Consider the following 17,701-nt stretch of genomic DNA (forward strand, 5'->3'; position numbering starts at 1 on the left):
TTCATCCGTTTTATCGAAATCTTCCTCAATTCACCAGTTCGACGTCGTTCCTTCATGTTCTGCGGAACGTGTCCCGTCACCGACAAGCCTGACATGAAATCCCGCCCCGTTCATTGCACAAAAGGAAACAACAGCTTCTGGTTATCCATCCAGAACATATTGTCCGTGCCGACAAGCTTGGTTTCGAGCGTGACGCGCGTCTGGGTCTGGCCGCCACGCAGTCTGGCCACCGCCTGATTCAGCCCGAGATATCCCGCGCTGAAGCCATTCTGTACGATTAATTGCTGGAAAACGCCTTCCTGCAGCTGCGCAAGCTGCTGCTGCTCGCTACCAAAGGCGACGACGTTCACCTCCGCCGCCGATTCGCGCCGATTCAGCTCATCCGCCGCGCCAAGGGAGGCCATCTCCTGAAGGGCGATGATGCCGTTCACCGGGTTTCGGTCCAGCATCCGGGCTGTCTTCTGCCCGCATTCCTCCCGCGTGCCGCATGAAATTGCCGGAAGCACTTCAATCTCCGGATATGATCCCAGCGCCTCCATAATGCCCTGCTCCCGCCGTGCAAGGCCCGGATGGTTCAAAGGGTCCGAGCCAAGCAAAACGACGGTTCCCGAGCCATGGAGCAATTCCGCCATCGCTTCGCCTGCCTGGCGTCCAGCGTCTTCATGATCGATGGAAATGACGCTGGCAATGCCTTCGACCGGAAACTCATCGTTCAGCACGATGACGGGCACCGCTGTCCCCGCCGCGCCGGATTCTGCCGCCTGACGAACCATTTCCGTCAGCGCATGCTCGCTCATCGGGTCCACGATAAGCGCGGATGCCCCTTGCTTCAAAGCGCGTGCGACCGCTTCGATCTGCGCCTGCTCCCGCTCCTCAAGGGTTAACATGCCGGTGTCCGCCGACACGGCATGGCCCTTGGCGCGCGAGGCGTCTGCACCTGTGCCGACCTTATCGGACATGGCACTTCCCGAGGTCGGCTGTGCCGGCGGATAGGCCTCCACCGCAACCAGCGCGGCTCCGCTTTCTTTGGCCGCGGCCTCGGCGCCCAGCCGGATCGCCTGCGCCAGCTCGCCTGCGCCGGCGGGGGTAATCAGCGCTATGCGCAGCGGCGCTGAACCGGAACTGCTGCTGCCGGACATGCCGCCGCAGGCGGTGCTGATCAGCAGCAGACCCCATGCCGCAGCCGCCGTCAGCGCAAGCCGGCGTCTGCGAAGGAGGTTTCTGATCCAAACCGCACTAAGCCATCGTTTTTTTCTGATCATCCTGCGCTCCACCCTCCTCTGGTGCCCGCTGCACCGGAATGCGAATCCAAACCGTCGTGCCTTCCTCCAGCTCGCTTGCATATTCCAATCCATAAGCATGGCCGTAATACAGCCGAATCCGGTCGTGCACATTGCGCACCGCAACGCCCGAACCCGCGCCGCTTCTCGCCATGGGATATCCTTGTGCCAACGCACGCAGCTGCTCCTCGCTCATGCCGACGCCATTGTCCGTAATTCGGTACACCAGGCAATCCGCTTCCCGATATACGCGTACTTCAATATGCCCTTCGTCCATGTCGTATTCGATGCCGTGCACGATTGCATTTTCGATGAGCGGCTGCAGCAGCAGCTTCAATGTCAGGCAGTCCAGCGTATCGTCGTCCGCGTTTAAAGTGAATCGGAATTTGCGTTTGAACCGCATCTGCTGGATCGTCAAATAATGGTGGGCATGCTCCAGCTCTTCTTTGACCGTAATGATCGTTTTTCCTTTGCTGAGGCTGATGCGGAACAAGCGCGACAGCGAGGTGATCATCGTGACGACCTCTTCGTTGCGGCTCATGCCGACCATGCGCACGACCGAATTCAGCGTATTGTACAAAAAATGGGGATTGATCTGCGCCTGCAGCGCTTCCAGCTCCAAACGCCGTTTCTGCTCCTGTTCCCGGATGATTTCATCCATCAGCGTACGGACTTTGTGCACCATCAGGTTGAAACGGCGCGATACCCGCTCCACCTCCAGCGGACCTTCGATGGGCAGTTCCACGTTGAAATCGCCGCGTTCCACCGCCTTCATCTTGCGTTCCATGCGCCGGATCGGCCGCGTCAGGCTGGCGGAGAGCATAAGGGATACAAGAACGGCGAGCACCAGCACCACCGCCAGCACGCGAACCATATACCCGCCGACTTCCTGCCGGGTTGTAAGCATCTCGTCAAGATAGGCAACGCCGACGATTTTCCATCCGATATTGGGGACGGATTTGACCGTGTTCAGCCTTTTCTGGCCGTCCGCTTCGTCTTCGTAGCTGCCTGTGGCCACAAGCGCCTGTTCGATGTTTTCGCTGCGCAGCCCCATGTACATCAATTGCTGCTGGGGATGATACACGATGTTGCCCGCGCTTTCGTCGATGATGTATACGTATCCGCGCTGTCCAAGGCTGACCCTGCGGCTCAGCTCGTCCATCTGTTTGAAGTTGATGTCCACCAGCAGGATGACCTGCTGCTCCTGTCCGTTCCGCTGAACGGTAATGCCTTTGCTCATGGAGACGACCCACCGATAGGGACCTTCGTACATGTTTTGGATGTGCGGCAACGAAAAACTCAAATGATCGGGTACCCGCAGCGCGGATTGGAACCACCCCTGCTGGGTGACGTGGGCGCTCGGCTTCAGCGCGGCCGCAGGCCTGTTCTTGAGCAGACGACCGTCCGAATCCAGCAGTGTGATGGACAGGATATCCTCCCTGCTGCTAAGCAAGGTGTCGAGTTGTTTGTCGACCTGCTCGCCCTCCCAGGTGCCGTCCCGCAGCATATGCTCCTCGATCGCGCGATACAGATGCGACATGCTGCGGACATAATCCTCCAGATTGTAGCTGACCTGGTCCACGATCTGTTTCGTGCTCAGCTCGGCGCTGCGTTCGGCCGTTTGCGCGAATTTGTCGTAGAGCAGCATCGACATGATCGTGATCACAAGTACGATGAACGCGGAAAAGGACAGCATGATGATGGCACCGATGCTGTTCCAGGCAAAGGACTGCAGCCCGGTACGAACCCGGAGCATGCGGCGTCCGATCCAGCCGGCCAAGCTCCTCATGGCATCCTTCCTCCGTCCGGAGAGGAGGATGCTTGCTTACGATATTCCTTGGGAGAGATGCCGATATGTTTCTTAAAACAAAAGCTGAAATAGTTCGGCTCGGCAAAACCGACCTGCTCGGCGATTTGAAACGACTTCAGATCCGTGGAACGAAGCAGCTCTTTCGCGGCCTCCATGCGAATCTGCATCAGGTATTGCAGGAAGGTCAGCTGCACTTCTTTTTTGAAAATGGCGCAAAAATAACCGGAGCTGATGTGCAGATGCCCGCATACCTTCTGGATGGACAGCTCCGGGTCGGCATAGTGCTGCTTCGTAAACGCAAGCGCCTGCTCCACGATATCCTTGTATGCATGCTGGCGTCCGCTGGCGATCCGTCTCTGGACGTTGGCGCATACTTCGCGCACCCTGCCCCGGGCTTCCGGCAGACCGGGCAGCCGGAACAGATCGGCGTACAGCTGGAATCCCGCTCCGAAGATATCCTCCATTTGTTCCCCGGAGGCCTGCGCCGCCTTCCAAACCGTGGTCAACGCCTCGATCAAATAGAGCTGGATGTCGCTGCGGCCGTGTTCGGCTGTAATTTCCCGGAAAATGATGTCCAGCACCTCATCCAGTTCATCCTGCGTGCCTGCCTTCAGGCAGCGCGTAAGCGCCTGCTGTTTCAACTCGTCGAAGCGCAGCTTGCCAGCCGCCTGCCGCTCCACGTCGCCGATATAGATGAGCGGGTCCGTTCCTGGCACAAGCCGGTAATCCAGCGCCAGCAGCGCATCCTCGTAAGCGTGCTTCACTTGGTCCAGCGATTGGACCAAAGCTCCAGAACCGATCGTAGCCTGCATGCGCAAATAGTGGTTGATGCTGCGAATGACCGTTTCGAGCGCCTGCTGCTGTCGTTTCTCGCCATCCTCTCCGCCCCACCGGTCGACGAACAGCAGCACAATGGCCTCCTGATGGATGAACGCATGGCCTGCTTCATGCTCTGCCCATACTTCTGCCGCAACATTCAAGGCGGCGAACTGCTTCAGCTCCCCGTCTTCCGAGTCCCGTATGGCGCCCGCGGCAGATGCCTGAACTTCTTCCGTTGTTTCACGCTGATCTGACTTGAGGGAAGAAGCGTTCAGGGACTGTTTCAGCGTTTTGCCGTCCGTATGCAGGGTTACCACGGATACGCCGTAACGGATGCCCTTCAGATCCAGCCCGCATTGCTCTGCCTTGCCGTGAATGTAGGCCGGCGGCTTCCGCCGATGAAGCAAGGTCGCCATCAGGTCGGCCTGCATCAAAGGCAGGCTGGCATAGTAATGTTCGCGCAGCTGCTGCACATTTTCGCGTTCTGCCACCTCGGCGGCCATTTGTCCGCGCAGGCGGGTGAGCAGTTCGGCCAGATGCGCGGCAGAAAACGGTTTGAGCAAATATTCATCCACGCTCAGCGAAACAGCCTGCCGGGCGTAATCGAATTCATCGTATCCGGTCAGAATGACGACTTTGACGAGCGGATTGCGCTCCCTTAACCTGCGGGCCAGCTCAAGACCGTCCATGAACGGCATGCTGATATCCGTCACCACGATGTCCGGCTCGACCCGTTCGGCCATTTCCAGCGCTTCTCTTCCGTTTTCGGCAAGACCAACGATCCGCAAATCCAGCGCTTCCCAGTCCAATTCCACGACCAAACCTTCCCGCACATCCTCTTCATCGTCAACCAGCAGCACCCGGTACATCGGGATTCCTCCTTTTTATTCAAGCAGGGCATGTGCCCAGGCAGTTATATATATGTCTCAACGGCTCAAGCTTGCCATCATACTATACAATATCGGTCTTGTTTTGTAACCGCTTACTTTATTACAGGCCAAAAAGCCACCCATCAAGGATGACTTCGTAATATCCATACTCTGCGCATGGATGAATCGTTATGCACTTCCAACATGCTACTTAGCTTAACCGCCTGATCCAGCAAGCCTTGTCAGGAAGAAAGACCGTTCTGCGTGGACTTTTTATAGGCCATGGGTGTCATGTTCATCGATTGGCGAAACTGCTGGATGAAATAACTGGTGCTGTTGAATCCCACCTGATAGGCGACATCCGTAACGCTGCGCTCCGGCTGCTGGAGCAACACCAGGCTCTGCCGAATGCGGACGTCCATGACGTATTGAAGCGGTGATTTCTTGAGCATTCGCTTGAAATAACGGCAGCATTCGGACCGGCTTAGCTGCCCTGCACGCGCGATATCGTCCAGCAGCACTTTCTGGGCATAGTGTCGGTGAATCCAGTCCAGCATCGCCTTCATGCGCCGGTTTCTCAGCATCTCTGCCTGTTCGTATTCCAGCGGGAATCCGTTGGCGATCAGGTTTTTCCACAAGCGGGCGAGATTTGCGGTAATGTCCAGTTCATAATGGGCCGGGCGCTGCTCCACCAGCTGATGAATGGCAACAATGGCTTCCAGGATGGCTTCAGCCCACTCCTCTTCTGCATTCAAACGTACATAAGGCAGATTGGTCGCTTGCATGTAAGGATAAACGTAAGCCGAATAGAGCTCTTGGGACACCACAAACGATGGCGCTACGTTCAGGCAGATATATACGCACCCCGTCCGATGTTCATCCGTCGCCATATGCAAACAACTGCTGTTGATAAACAAACCTTCTCCCTGACCCAGACGAACCTGCTTATCCTGCACCCGGAAATCAGCCTGCCCTTTCATCACGCGGACAAATTGAAACTCTTCGTGCCAGTGAAGCGGAATATGTCCCTGCATATGTTTGCGAATGGTCGTCCGGTAACATGCAAGCGGCAGCACGATCGTGCGATGCTCTGTCAGTTCCCTTAAATCGGGGTCGATTTGAAAATCCATGATTTGCATCCCTTTACCTCAATATATTTATATTTCTTCATCCGATTCGAGTATAATATTCAGTCGTTTCCTTTTAATATCTACAATATAACATACTATTTTTACATTCATGATGGAGAGATGAAAATGCATCGGGGAAAAGGATTATTTTACATTATTACAGGGGCCATATTCTGGGGTATTGGCGGCACCGTGGCCAAAAAACTGTTCCAGCACTACGGCGTGGACGTGAATTGGTTCGTCGCGGTGCGATTGCTCCTGGCAGGCGTATTGCTGCTGTCCATTCAAGGCTTTAACCGCAATCGCGGCCAAATCTGGTCCATTTGGACCCACTGGAAAGACGCGCTGCGTCTGCTCATCTTTGGACTGATCGGCATGCTTGCCGTCCAATACACTTACATGGCTTCGATCAAAGAAGGCAATGCCGCCGTAGCTACCCTGCTGCAATACTTGTCACCGGTTATGATTATCGGGTACCTGTTTATAAGCAGACAGGCCAAGCTGACGCCCAGGGATGGAATCACGGTATCGCTGGCGCTAGCCGGATGTTTCCTGCTCCTGACCAACGGCTCGTTCTCCCAGTTGTCCGTTCCCACGCCAGCCATCGTATGGGGGATATTGTCGGGCGTCGCGGCCGCCTTTTACACGCTGTATGCCATTCCGCTGCTCAAAAAGTTCGATTCGCTCGTCATCGTAGGTTGGTCGATGGTGATCGGGGGATCTGCCCTTTCCCTGATTCACCCGCCGTGGCGGATCGAAAAAGGACTTCTGACGGGCGATGCCTACCTGTATCTGGCCTTCGTCATCTTGTTCGGCACGATGCTTGCGTTCTGGTTCTATGTCGAAAGCCTGAACTACCTCGCCCCCAAAGAAACAAGCTTGCTCGGAAGTCTCGAACCGCTCGCCGCCGTGATCACGACCGTGTTCTGGCTGCATGACCCCTTCGGCCTGTTCCAGTGGATCGGCGCGGCGTGCATTCTGATCATCGTTGCTTTTATGGCTGCCGACAAACCGGCGGAATCGACCACCTCAACGACGGGATAGGCGTATGCGCAGACCGATGGCGTGAAGTTCGTTCTGCTTGGGTTGATGCGGTGCACTTCTGCTGAACTTTGAGCAGGAGCTTCGCAGCCGGGGAAGGCATTCATGCCTAACAAACCTGAGACGTTTTATTAGGCGTCATTTCGAGCATTTCGAATTCTAACGAACATGAGAGGCGTTATACCGAACACATCGCGTTCATCTGGTTCATTTTGAGCCGAATAAGGTATCTGAAGTTCTTTAGCGAAAAAATACACCCAAAGATGACCGGATAGCGTGTCTGAGGTTCGTCAGCCCAAAAAGGGACGTTGATGCATCATTGCATCAACGTCCCTGCTCTTTTCACAAGCTGCTTACTTGGATGTCAGGCTCACTTGCGAAGCCGTCTTGTCCCAGTCCACTTTCATTCCCAATGCCTCGGTAACGAGGCGAATCGGCACAAGCGTGCGATTGTTCTGAAGGATGGCCGGTGTGCCGAGATCCAGCGATGCGCCGTTTAGCGTGGCTGCACTGCTGCCGATCTTGATGACCAGCGTTTGCTCGCCCAGCTCGGCGGTTACGGTTTTCGCAGTTTTGTCCCAAGTGACCTTCGCACCCAACGCTTCAAGGATCGAATTCACAGGAACCATAACTCTTCCGTTTTTCAGAATCGGTGCCTGATTCGGGAACGACACCGTTTTGCCGTCCAGCGTTACGGAAATATCCTTGTTCGTTGAACCTGAGGAAGCATTGCCCGCAGCTGTTCCTGCACTCGTACCAGAAGAAGCATCCGTACCCGTTGATTCGCTTGCTCCATCGGACGTTTCCGGCAATGGCGTTACTTCGCGTCCAAGCTGTTCCTGTAGGTTGGCCAGGCGGTTGAGCGCAAAGGTGGTCAAGGAGCCGGCTGCCATGTTACCCATGCCTTGCCCGCCGCCGAAACCGCCTTGCGGAGGCGTTGGCATGCTGCCTGCCGTGCTGCCGTTATCCCCGGCAGCCGCCGCCTCGTCGCTGCCATCCGCCGTTCCGCTTGCCGTACCGTCAGGTCTCGTCGGCGCTGTCGTTCCATCCGGAGGTGTCATGCCTTCAAACCCTTCAGGAGGCGTCATGCCCTCGAATCCGCCCATACTTCCCTCTCCTTCAGCATTTGCGGAATACGTAATGTTGGACTCGAACTGTTCCATCGTGTAGAACTTGCTTGGATCGGCTTCCACATACGGACGGATCAGGTCGGAAAGATCGGCGATCCGGTCTTGAATGCCTTCAAGGTAATCGGTCAGCTCATTCACGTAGCCGAGATACTTCGCTTTGTATTCCGGCACGGCCAGCAGGTTGCTGATCATTGGCACGCTATCCATGCTGATGCCCAGTACCGGTTCATCTAAGGATGCGGTCGTTGCATTTGTGTTTGTTGCGGTGGTGCCTGTCGTTCCACGTCCACCGCCTCCAGCGGAGTATCCGTTGAAAGACATGTTAAAGTCCCACGGCACGACGCTGAATTTGCCGTTGGCGTCGCCGTATAACATGTAGTTATGCCCTTTGTCCCCGTTGTAGCTGTCATAGTTGCCGAATACAACGTTCCCTGCAATATATTTGAGCGCGGAATCGACGTCCAGTACGCTCTCGATCTCGCCTTTTTCGCCATCAGGCATGTCATTCAGCACTTTAATGAAGTTTTTGAGCTTTGTTTTGTCCTTGTCGGAGCCCAAATCCTTTGTCAGGGTGCTGTACTCCTCATTTTCTTCATATTGCAGATAACTTCTCTCTTCCGTATCGTACAGAACGCCGTCTTCATATCCTTCGCCATAGTTCCGTTCCAGGTAGCTGTCGTCTACCGACTCGACCCCGGTATAAAATCCGAACAACTCGCCGTTGATGTACAGGTTGACGAACGTCGTTTCCGGCACGTCCAACCCGATGCTGCGCAGTGCCTCATAATGAAGGTATTCGCGCAGGTACGACGGGTCGGTGTAGTTGTTGTTCAGCACCATTTTGTCCAATCCGAGCAGCGTCTGGGTTTTATCGTATTTGTCGAACTTCAGTCTGAAGCTGTAACGGTCCGAATCCTCCATCGAGGCTACCGATCTCAGCGTCATGTTGCCTTTGGTGGAAAAACCGACGTTATCGAGCTTGTTGCCGTCTACCTCTACGCTTACACTTTTGTATTCCTTGTCCATCGGGCTGGCGAGAATGCTCTCCCAGTCCTCATCACTGATCGTCACCTTCACATCGATCACGCGGTCTCCCTCAAACAGCGAAGAATACGCTGGCGTGGATGTTGTGCTTCCCTCTTCCGCGGCATAGGCGGTCGACGTTCCCAACGTCCATGCCAGAGGCGCCGCAACCATCGACAGCGACAGTGCCGCAGCTGCAAAACGTTTCATGACCCTATTCACGTATCAAGTCCTCCCTTTTGGTTTCTGTAAGCAAAACATTGGCTTATATACCCAGTCTAGGAGACAAACCTTGAATGAATCTTAAATCCAAGAAGAAGTTAATCGTTGTAAATTTAATACCTGAGATTTGCGCAAATATTCATTAATAAACATAAATGTGAAAGAAACGCGGAAAATGCGTTTCAAATGTTGGTCCTTTAGCACCCTTTTGATTCCAAAACTAACATAAAAGTTACTTAGTATCCGATATATTTCTTGAATGCCTCATGTTTGTACAGCTTATTTTAGTTAAATATACCCCCTCCAAATGAAATATATGGGAAATATGATATGAGCACGTATAATACTTCCTTCATGGATAGGATTAAGCAAGTTGCACAAACATGAAAATTCGACAAATACAAACTAAAGAGGAGTGAACCATGTTGTTTGCAAAGCTTCGATGGAGTACCCTTCCATTTTTCGCAAAAAACCTGATCATCTCGTTCGGCAGCATCACGCTGATCGGCATTATCCTGATTACGGCAGCATATCAGCTGCAAAAAAATATTTTGGTTGAACAGCTGCACGACCAGGCCACCGTCATTACCGAAAAATGGTACAACGACCTGGACACCGGCAAAGTCGCCGAGGCTGTCAACGAAAAAAGTTATTCCGGTCCCGTACAATCGGAACTTAGAACGTATCTGGACTCCATCCATGAGTTTTATCCAAACATCGCGCAAGCGTACATTTTCGGTTCGGAACTGGAGCAAGGTAACGGCACGTCCATTATTGCGGTTCCTACCAATTTGTTGGAGCCCTTTGAGGAGAGCAATCTGGCAGCAGGCGCAATGTACCCTCTTCCCGAAAATAACGTCGTTGTCCTGGAACAAATGAAGATCGACGGCAAACCTGCCTTCAGCGATTTCTATACGGATGAATATGGAACATGGACCACCTTGATGTATCCGATCAACAATGCCGACGGGTCCATTTACGCCGCTCTCTTTTTCGACGTCGATGCCAGCGCAGTTCCGAAAGGACTGGACAAACTGCTTACATACGGTTTGATGTTCCTTATCGGCTTCCTGCTTCTGTTCATGGTGCTTCAGTACGTTCTGTTGAAAAAGACACTGCGTCCGATCCGCAACCTGATGAAGGGCATCGAAGAAGTCAGCACGGGCAACCTCGACGTATCCATCCAAACGGGACGGGACGATCTGGGCATCATCAACGAAAAATTCAATACGATGATCGAACGCATCAACAATACGATGTTCAAGGTGAAAACGACGTCGGGCCACCTCTCGGACTCGTCCAAAAAGCTGTTGGAGATCTCGGCCGCGAACAACGAAAACATTCAATCGATCAGCAGCAACATCCGCGAAATCTCTGCGGGACTCCGCTCACAGAATCTGGCTACCGTAGAAAGCGCCCGTGCCATGACCGAAATGTCCACAGTGGTGCAGACGATCGCCAGCAGCTCGGCAGACGCGGCCGACGAAGCGCTGACCATGGAGCAGCGCTCCAATTCCGGCCATGAGATCATGCAGCAAGTCATTGATCAGATGCGCCTGATATCCGGCGCGGTACAGAACACGTACGCGTCCATCCAATCCTTGGAGAACCGTTCCAACGAGATTAGCAGCATCGTCAATATCATTACCGACATTGCCGGGCAAACCAACCTGCTTGCCCTGAACGCTTCCATCGAAGCGGCGCGCGTCGGCGAAGAAGGCAGAGGATTTGCAGTGGTGGCCGGAGAAGTCCGGAAACTTGCAGAACAATCTCAGGAATCGGCCACGCAGATCCGTGCTCTTATTGACGAGATCCAGAGAGACATCTTGCAGTCCGCCGAAGCGATGCAGCTCGGTTCCCAAGAGGTTGAAAAAGGGATGAGCGTGACTAGCGAAACCGGCGTATTCTTCGAGGATATCCTGTCTGCGACGGGCAAAGTCGCCAATCAGATTCAGGACATCTCCAGCTCCACCCAAGAAATTTCGGCCAGCACGGAGCAAATGTCCGCCACGGCGGATGAACTGTCCTCGAGCGTCAGCAAGGCGGCAAGCAGCACGAAACAGATCGAGCAATCTGTGGCCGAGCAGGAAGCCTCCATGGCCTCCATCGTTACAGCTTCCGACGAGCTGTCCGCGGTTTCGGAGCAGCTGCAGGAACTGATCTCGTTCTTTAAGGTGAAAGGAAACTGATCAGTTTCTAACCGACCAAAAAAGAAGACCATTATTACGCAAAAAACCAAGGCATCTGAGTTGTTGACTCGATGCCTTGGTTTTTTTGTTGGTTGCTGGTGCCTGGGAGTGTGACTGGAAGAAGAAGATTACAGCTTTAGCTTTATCAGCTTCAAAAGTTCAACCCACGCACTGCGTATGGATATCGGGGCAAACATCCTGCCCCGCCCCTTTACAATTTCAATCCACGCACTCCATACGGAGTGCGACAGCGAAAAAAGACGTATATGTCTTTCTCCTAAACAATTTAACACGTTATTCCGCAACTTCCAATGATCAATACCCCCTATTCATGCTAACTTCCTGCGACAGGTGTTGCCAAAAGGTTATGATTCGCTAAATTTCGACAAATTCTGAGGTGCGAATCCCCTAGGAAAACCATGTGAGCTTGAGATTCGCACCTGATTACAGACTGAATCAACCTTTGTCTGAGTTGCAGCAATCCTGCCTTACATCCCTATAATCCCCACGTCACCACCCGACATGGATACCTCGTTGAACAAAAAGACCATAAACAAAAGCAGCACAAACAGTATCGCATAAATAAGCGTGCCAATGATGCCGCATACCAGGCCCGCAATGGCCATTCCCCGTCCTTGTTCCAGATTGCGTTGGATCTCTTTAAGAGACAACGACGCAAAAATAATGGCAGCAATGCCGATCAGGAGCCCCACGTACGGAGTGATGATCGATAATATGCCCAAGACCAAAGCGGCAATGGATTTACCGTTCGTCTTTGGTCCATAAGGCGGAGGTGGGGTTAATCTATGCTGATTCCAACCAGGTTGATGCTGTTCCAAAGTAAACCCTCCCTACTTCTCTTCAATAACCCCCATTACTAGGGTACTGATATTCAGTTCGTCAAGAAACCATCCCACTGCCAGCCCCCATCTTCGGCACGAATGTAATTGAATACCAACTCCGCGTACCCTTCATCATAGAGCCGAGCCAGCATGAGAACAGAGCGATTCGCTTCTTCCTGATGGTACCCTCTGAACTCCAAATCTCCCGGACGGACGTTCTTCAGAAATGCCGTTTCGTATTTATGCTCGCCGTCTTCAAAGCGGATCGAATTTTGCGCTTTGAGGATGTCAACATGAGAAGAAGCCACGGACTCCATGTAAGCATAGTCCTCGTTTTCCATGGCGGAAATCAGCTTGAATGCCAGATTCATCGTCTCCCGGATGTTCTCCTGCAATTCCTCTTCATTCACCAGACCAGCATCCTGCGCTTCTAATTGCTGCGTTAACTTTGCATTTTCATTCCGCAGTTGTTCCAGCTCATCCATGTTGCTTGCCTCACTGCCGATCCCCTCAAGACGGGAAGTTTCCGTCGCTTCTTTCTCACCATAGCAGCCTGTCAACGAGAGCCCAAGCAGCAGCCAAATGCCTAACCTTTTCATGACGTCCCCCCTATTCACAAAAAGTACCATAATCACCCAATAGGTGGATGACATTATTGTTACTCCCTCTTTTCATTTCCCATTTCCTCTATTACCTTCCAAAAGTATGACGAACATCACATGCGGATCTCTGGTCCAGATGCTACAGTTAATTCGACCAAATGACCAATATAGTAAATCGGTCAATTCCTTAAATCAGGTACAACAGTACATGAGATCAACACCCTTTCTGACAAGGAGGTGAATATGCATGGCCGATATCAACCGAAGGCAGCAGGTCGTCTCCGCTGCGGAGAAATCCTTCTCCCTGTTTGGCTATAAGGCGACGACCATGGAGCAAGTGGCCAGACTGGCGCATGTGGGCAAAGGTACGATTTACAATTTTTTCGAAAACAAAGAAGAGCTGTTCCGCGAAATTTTGCACTCCATCATTGCCGACATGAAACGAATTACGGAGCAAACCGTGAAAGAAGAGCACTCTTTTCTCGACAATGTGCATGAGAGCATGGATGTTTTGCTGGAGTACAGGCAGGAGCACGAGCTGTTATTGAAGCTCTTTCAGGAGGTTCATGATTTCGGAACGCCGCAGGCGAAGGAAGGGCTGCAAAAGGTGGAAACGGCGATTCTCGAATATTTGGAGCGGCAGGTCAAACGTGCAATGACATTGGGACAGATCAGGCAGGAAGACCCGAAGATCGTCGCATTTGTGCTGTTTAAGCTGTACGTCACCCTGGCCTCCGATTGGAACAAAGTGCATCCTGCGCTCCATAAGGAGCAGATTAAGGCATTTGTCGGGCCGTTCCTCAAGAACGGACTATCCCCGAATTAGAGGAACCCGCGCATGCAATCCATATAGAGAGAACAAGAAACGATGGGGAGAGAACATCATGAAATCAATGACTGTGTTTTTCCGGGAACTCGGGTCCGCCCTCAGAAAACCGAAAGTAATCATACCGATTGTCGTTGTGCTGTTTATTCCGGTGTTGTACAGCGGCATGTTTTTGGAAGCTTTCTGGGACCCCTACGGCAAAATGAACGAACTGCCTGTCGCGGTGGTCAACAATGACCAAGGGGCAACCTATAATGAGCAAACGTTGGAAGTCGGGCAGAATCTGGTCGACGAGCTGAAGAAAAGCGATGACTTCAACTGGCAGTTCGTCTCGCGCGAACAGGCCGACGAGGGCATGAGGGATAACGCGTATTATATGACGATCGTAATCCCTGAGGACTTTTCCGCCCGTGCAACGACCTTGATGGACGATCATCCCGAGCCTGCCGAACTGATCTATGAACCAAACGAAGGATACAACTTCCTCGCAGGCCAGATCGGGGGAACGGCGGTAAAACAGATCAAAGCCAAAGTGTCCGCCAAAGTCACGGAAACCTATACGGAAACGCTGCTCGACCAGGTAGCCGTCATCTCGGACGGACTGGCAGATGCGGGGGACGGTGCCGGACAGTTGAGCGACGGGGCATCCCGTTTGCATGATGGAACAACCACGCTCAAGGAAAATCTGGCGAAGCTCGCCAGCGGCGCGGGCAAGCTGGAAAACGGTTCGCAAACGCTGCAAACCGGCGCGAAACAATTGGCGCAAGGCGTCGGCAAACTGCATGACGCCGCAACTACTCTCTCGGGCGGTTTGTCCCGGTTGTCCGATGCGGGGGACCAACTGACGGCAGGAGCCGCCAAAGTGTCCGCCGGAGGACAGCCGCTGCTGAGCGGTGCCAAGGCCGCGCGTGACGGCGCAGCCAAGCTCGATGCAGGCCTGGCCTCGTCCGAGGCAGGCGCGGCGAAGCTCACCGCCGGACTGCAGACCTCGGTGGCGGGCAGCGGCCAAGTCGCCGATGGTGCGAAAGCGTTGGCCCAAGGGCTCGAGCAGCTCGCGCAGAGCAGCCCGCAACTGGCGGCAACCCCCGAAGTGCAGAAGCTGCTCGCCGCAAGCCAGGCCGTTGCCGCAGGCAGCGAGCAGGTTTATCAGGGCGGGCAGCAGCTCGTTGAAGGCAGCCGGACGCTGGAAGCTGCCCAGCAGCAGCTGCATCAGGGCAGTTCGCAGCTTGTGCAGGGCCAGGAGCAATTGCTGCAAGGGGTATCGCAGCTGGCCGATGGGCAGGATCAGCTCGCGAACAATATGAAGCAATTCAACGCCAAGCTGGCCGAAGCCGCGGCGGGTGGAGCAAAGCTCGCTCAGGGCACCGGACAGTTAAACGCCAGCACCGGTCGGCTCACCGATGGCGTGCAGCAGCTCGCTGGAGGCATCGCAACGGTTGCGGACGGCTCCCGCCAACTGGATGAAGGCGCGGGCAAACTCAACGATGCCACCGTCAAGCTGGCTGACGGATCAGGTACGCTGGCCGACAAGTTAAATGAAGCAGCAGAGGAAACGTCCAGCGTCACCAAAACAGATGAACTTGTTTCCATGTACGCGCAGCCGGTTCAGGTCGAAGAACAGAAATATAATGAAGTTCCGAACTATGGTACGGGATTCTCGCCATACTTCATGTCCCTGGGTCTATTCGTCGGTGCGCTGATCGCCACACTGGTCGTGCCGGTGCGTGACGGCGCCGTGGCTGAAGCCAGCAGCTGGAATCGGTTCGTCAGCAAAACGCTGGCATTCAGCCTCATGAGCGCGGCGCAGTCGCTGCTGGCCTCCCTGCTTGTGCTTTACGGACTCGGGCTGGAGGTCCAAAGCGTTCCGCTCTTCCTGCTGTTCAGCTTTGTGACCAGCTTGACCTTCATGTTCATCATACAAGCGCTGGTGACCTGGCTGGATAATCCGGGACGTTTCATCGCCATTCTGATGTTGATTTTCCAACTGACCACCAGTGCCGGAACCTTCCCGCTGGAGCTCATTCCGGATTGGATGAAAGGCTTCAATCCATGGCTGCCGATGACCTATTCGGTAACAGGCTACAAAGCGATCATTAGCAGCGGCTTGTTCGGCGTAGCCTGGGATCAACTCGGAATCATGTGCATTTTTGCCGTCATCGGCCTTGGTGCCACGTTTGCGTATTTCATGAAACACCGTACAGGGAACGTCGAACAAGTTCAAGGCGAAGCGGCGTTTCATGCTTAGGTTTTATCAGTAAACGTACAATCGTTAATAGAGCAAGGCATGCATGAAATGTTCGCCCAACTCGGTCCAATCGTTGGAGGGTGATGCTTCATGCACGGCCTTGCTTTTTTTGAAATGTAACTGGCCTTCATTGGTTGGATGCTGCCTCATCTTCCCTTACCACGCCAAAAAAAGACGATCTACAGATCATCCGCAAATGACCTGAAGACCGTCTTTTTATCATCCAAACTAAGATGTCAGTATGACCATGCAATCAGAATGGCCGACTCCATCTCTCAATGGGGCTTTAGTAGCCGTAATAACTGCTTCCGGCAGCTGCCGCGAAGAAGACAATGAGAAGAATCAGCATAATGATGGCATAAATCGCTGTACCGATGATTCCGCAGACGAGACCGGCGATGGCCAGTCCTTTCCCCTGCTCCATGCGAACCTTGAGTTCTTTGAGGGCCAGTGCTGCAAAGATGATGGCAACGATCCCGATCAAAAATCCAAGGTATGGAATCATGATGGACAATATCCCCAAAACGAGTGCGGCAATCGATTTGCCATTCGTTTTCAGCGGCATATATGGTGGTGGCGGTGGCATGAGTGGATCATGAAAATTCTGATCCCAATCATTCTGACGATGTTCCAAGGTAAATCCTCCCCATTCATTTCATTGACTACCATTATACTTGATCGTGCGTAGAATCATACTCCATATTTTGTAAATGCTAAGGGTTTCGTAAAAATTTTCTTATGGGGCCCTGTAAAGAAGTTGAACAAGTCATTTTATATGTGACCACACCAACAGTCAAAAACATATTCGGATTAGGTTATCCCCGGGTTTTTGAGCTCTTTCTTATTTCAGATCACATAATTTGGAGGATTTTTGCAATCACAGTTGAATCAGCTCACGCTTATTACAACGTTATTTTGCCCAAGCTTATGTATTAATACTGACGGTATTTATGCTTCAGCACACTCAATCTTCCGAGTACGATTAGACCGACCAATAGAATAATGCCTAGATAAATGCCTCCCAGAATTTGAAGTATGAACGACGACTGATCCTCTCCAATTTCCTTAGGAATGTCCAAATTAAGCATATAAGGCCAGAACTCTTCCTCGAATGGTTTTTCGGTACCCGTAAGTTCCTTCATATATTCAGTGGCGTGCCCCTTAATTTCGGGGTCTATCTTTTGCATACTGCCCGTGTTGTATATCGTGGTATCCACAGACAGTTCGCCATTATTCGAAGAATACGCAAGCTGGTCGTATCGGGATGAATGTTGTGCGAGCACTTGCACAATGAGTCCTTTTTCTTGATAAGGATAGATGTAATACAGGTAGTGATTCACCTCCAGATCATTTCCTTCCCGCTGCATATAATACCTGGCAAAAGCTTGGTGCATCTTCTCGAACTGTACCTCGACGTAGTCCCCTGCCTTTAGGGTTCCCGGATCCAAATGGTTCAAATCTCTGGGCCCCTCCGCATACTTCGCGTTGTTGATCAAACCTGGGACGATAAAACCTCCGAACACGAGTGTGGCCAACACAGCTGCAATCAGAAAGCCACGTATGACTTTCTTCTTCTCTAAAGCATATTGTTCTTGCAATTAATTCTCCCCTTCCCAATTATTTCATCTACTTCATAGTAGTTATCGGTCAATCAGGGAAAAATATGAAGAATT

The 17,701-nt window shown here is 52.8% G+C and carries 13 protein-coding genes; 4 read left to right on the forward strand and 9 right to left on the reverse strand.

Going from position 1 to position 17,701, the window contains the following annotated elements:
- Positions 1–110 precede the first annotated feature (110 nt).
- The 4 genes from L6H98_RS23925 to L6H98_RS23940 all read right to left on the reverse strand — a co-directional run bounded on the left by L6H98_RS23925 (position 111) and on the right by L6H98_RS23940 (position 5,917).
- The gene (locus tag L6H98_RS23925) at positions 111–1,262 is read right to left on the reverse strand and encodes a substrate-binding domain-containing protein (RefSeq protein WP_236420195.1); all 1,152 of its coding nucleotides are present in this window, start codon (positions 1,260–1,262) and stop codon (positions 111–113) included.
- Positions 1,237–3,036: a sensor histidine kinase gene (locus tag L6H98_RS23930; protein WP_236420260.1), complete on the reverse strand. Its 1,800-nt coding sequence runs from the start codon at positions 3,034–3,036 to the stop codon at positions 1,237–1,239. The genes L6H98_RS23925 and L6H98_RS23930 overlap by 26 nt, the downstream gene beginning before the upstream one ends.
- Before the next feature lie 29 nt (positions 3,037–3,065).
- Positions 3,066–4,778 (reverse strand): response regulator, encoded by a 1,713-nt coding sequence (locus L6H98_RS23935; RefSeq protein WP_236420196.1) that lies wholly within the window; start codon positions 4,776–4,778, stop codon positions 3,066–3,068.
- A 242-nt stretch (positions 4,779–5,020) separates the two neighbouring features.
- Complete coding sequence (locus L6H98_RS23940; RefSeq protein WP_236420197.1) at positions 5,021–5,917, reverse strand: AraC family transcriptional regulator; 897 nt, start codon at positions 5,915–5,917, stop codon at positions 5,021–5,023.
- 117 nt (positions 5,918–6,034) lie between these two features.
- On the opposite strand from L6H98_RS23940, the gene L6H98_RS23945 reads away from it, so the two are divergent.
- Complete coding sequence (locus L6H98_RS23945; RefSeq protein WP_236420198.1) at positions 6,035–6,952, forward strand: EamA family transporter; 918 nt, start codon at positions 6,035–6,037, stop codon at positions 6,950–6,952.
- 350 nt (positions 6,953–7,302) lie between these two features.
- Here the strand turns inward: L6H98_RS23945 and L6H98_RS23950 are convergent, their stop codons facing one another.
- Positions 7,303–9,324 (reverse strand): CotH kinase family protein, encoded by a 2,022-nt coding sequence (locus L6H98_RS23950; protein ID WP_236420199.1) that lies wholly within the window; start codon positions 9,322–9,324, stop codon positions 7,303–7,305.
- 422 nt (positions 9,325–9,746) lie between these two features.
- Between L6H98_RS23950 and L6H98_RS23955 the strand changes: the two genes are divergently transcribed.
- On the forward strand, positions 9,747–11,513 hold the full coding sequence (locus tag L6H98_RS23955) for a HAMP domain-containing methyl-accepting chemotaxis protein (protein ID WP_236420200.1): 1,767 nt from the start codon (positions 9,747–9,749) through the stop codon (positions 11,511–11,513).
- Positions 11,514–12,001: 488 nt separating this feature from the next.
- On the opposite strand, the gene L6H98_RS23960 is transcribed toward L6H98_RS23955, so the two are convergent.
- Complete coding sequence (locus tag L6H98_RS23960) at positions 12,002–12,352, reverse strand: DUF4190 domain-containing protein (protein ID WP_236420201.1); 351 nt, start codon at positions 12,350–12,352, stop codon at positions 12,002–12,004.
- 53 nt (positions 12,353–12,405) lie between these two features.
- Positions 12,406–12,954 (reverse strand): hypothetical protein, encoded by a 549-nt coding sequence (locus L6H98_RS23965; RefSeq protein WP_236420202.1) that lies wholly within the window; start codon positions 12,952–12,954, stop codon positions 12,406–12,408.
- Positions 12,955–13,204: 250 nt separating this feature from the next.
- Here L6H98_RS23965 and L6H98_RS23970 point away from each other — a divergent pair, with 250 nt between their 5' ends.
- The gene (locus tag L6H98_RS23970; RefSeq protein ID WP_236420203.1) at positions 13,205–13,783 is read left to right on the forward strand and encodes a TetR/AcrR family transcriptional regulator; all 579 of its coding nucleotides are present in this window, start codon (positions 13,205–13,207) and stop codon (positions 13,781–13,783) included.
- A 58-nt stretch (positions 13,784–13,841) separates the two neighbouring features.
- Positions 13,842–16,028: a YhgE/Pip domain-containing protein gene (locus L6H98_RS23975; RefSeq protein ID WP_236420204.1), complete on the forward strand. Its 2,187-nt coding sequence runs from the start codon at positions 13,842–13,844 to the stop codon at positions 16,026–16,028.
- A 286-nt stretch (positions 16,029–16,314) separates the two neighbouring features.
- Here L6H98_RS23975 and L6H98_RS23980 read toward each other — a convergent pair whose 3' ends face one another.
- Positions 16,315–16,614, reverse strand: coding sequence for a DUF4190 domain-containing protein (locus L6H98_RS23980; protein ID WP_236420261.1), 300 nt, complete (start codon positions 16,612–16,614; stop codon positions 16,315–16,317).
- Between the two features lie 346 nt (positions 16,615–16,960).
- Positions 16,961–17,626 carry a DUF6709 family protein gene (locus L6H98_RS23985; RefSeq protein WP_236420205.1) on the reverse strand — a complete coding sequence of 222 codons (666 nt, stop codon included), beginning with the start codon at positions 17,624–17,626 and terminating at the stop codon, positions 16,961–16,963.
- Between the last annotated feature and the right edge of the window lie 75 nt (positions 17,627–17,701).

It is taken from the genome of Paenibacillus sp. JJ-223 (genome assembly GCF_927798175.1).
GTDB classification, from domain to species: Bacteria; Bacillota; Bacilli; order Paenibacillales; family Paenibacillaceae; genus Paenibacillus; species Paenibacillus hubeiensis.

What these genes read in the sequence shown, in the direction of transcription:
- L6H98_RS23970 (WP_236420203.1), top strand. Translation starts at nt 13,205, where the DNA reads ATGGCCGATATCAACCGAAGGCAGCAGGTCGTCTCCGCTGCGGAGAAA.
- L6H98_RS23925 (WP_236420195.1), bottom strand. Translation starts at nt 1,262, where the DNA reads ATGATCAGAAAAAAACGATGGCTTAGTGCGGTTTGGATCAGAAACCTC.
- L6H98_RS23930 (WP_236420260.1), bottom strand. Translation starts at nt 3,036, where the DNA reads ATGCTCCGGGTTCGTACCGGGCTGCAGTCCTTTGCCTGGAACAGCATC.
- L6H98_RS23975 (WP_236420204.1), top strand. Translation starts at nt 13,842, where the DNA reads ATGAAATCAATGACTGTGTTTTTCCGGGAACTCGGGTCCGCCCTCAGA.
- L6H98_RS23945 (WP_236420198.1), top strand. Translation starts at nt 6,035, where the DNA reads ATGCATCGGGGAAAAGGATTATTTTACATTATTACAGGGGCCATATTC.
- L6H98_RS23980 (WP_236420261.1), bottom strand. Translation starts at nt 16,614, where the DNA reads ATGCCACCGCCACCACCATATATGCCGCTGAAAACGAATGGCAAATCG.
- L6H98_RS23955 (WP_236420200.1), top strand. Translation starts at nt 9,747, where the DNA reads ATGTTGTTTGCAAAGCTTCGATGGAGTACCCTTCCATTTTTCGCAAAA.
- L6H98_RS23935 (WP_236420196.1), bottom strand. Translation starts at nt 4,778, where the DNA reads ATGTACCGGGTGCTGCTGGTTGACGATGAAGAGGATGTGCGGGAAGGT.
- L6H98_RS23965 (WP_236420202.1), bottom strand. Translation starts at nt 12,954, where the DNA reads ATGAAAAGGTTAGGCATTTGGCTGCTGCTTGGGCTCTCGTTGACAGGC.
- L6H98_RS23940 (WP_236420197.1), bottom strand. Translation starts at nt 5,917, where the DNA reads ATGCAAATCATGGATTTTCAAATCGACCCCGATTTAAGGGAACTGACA.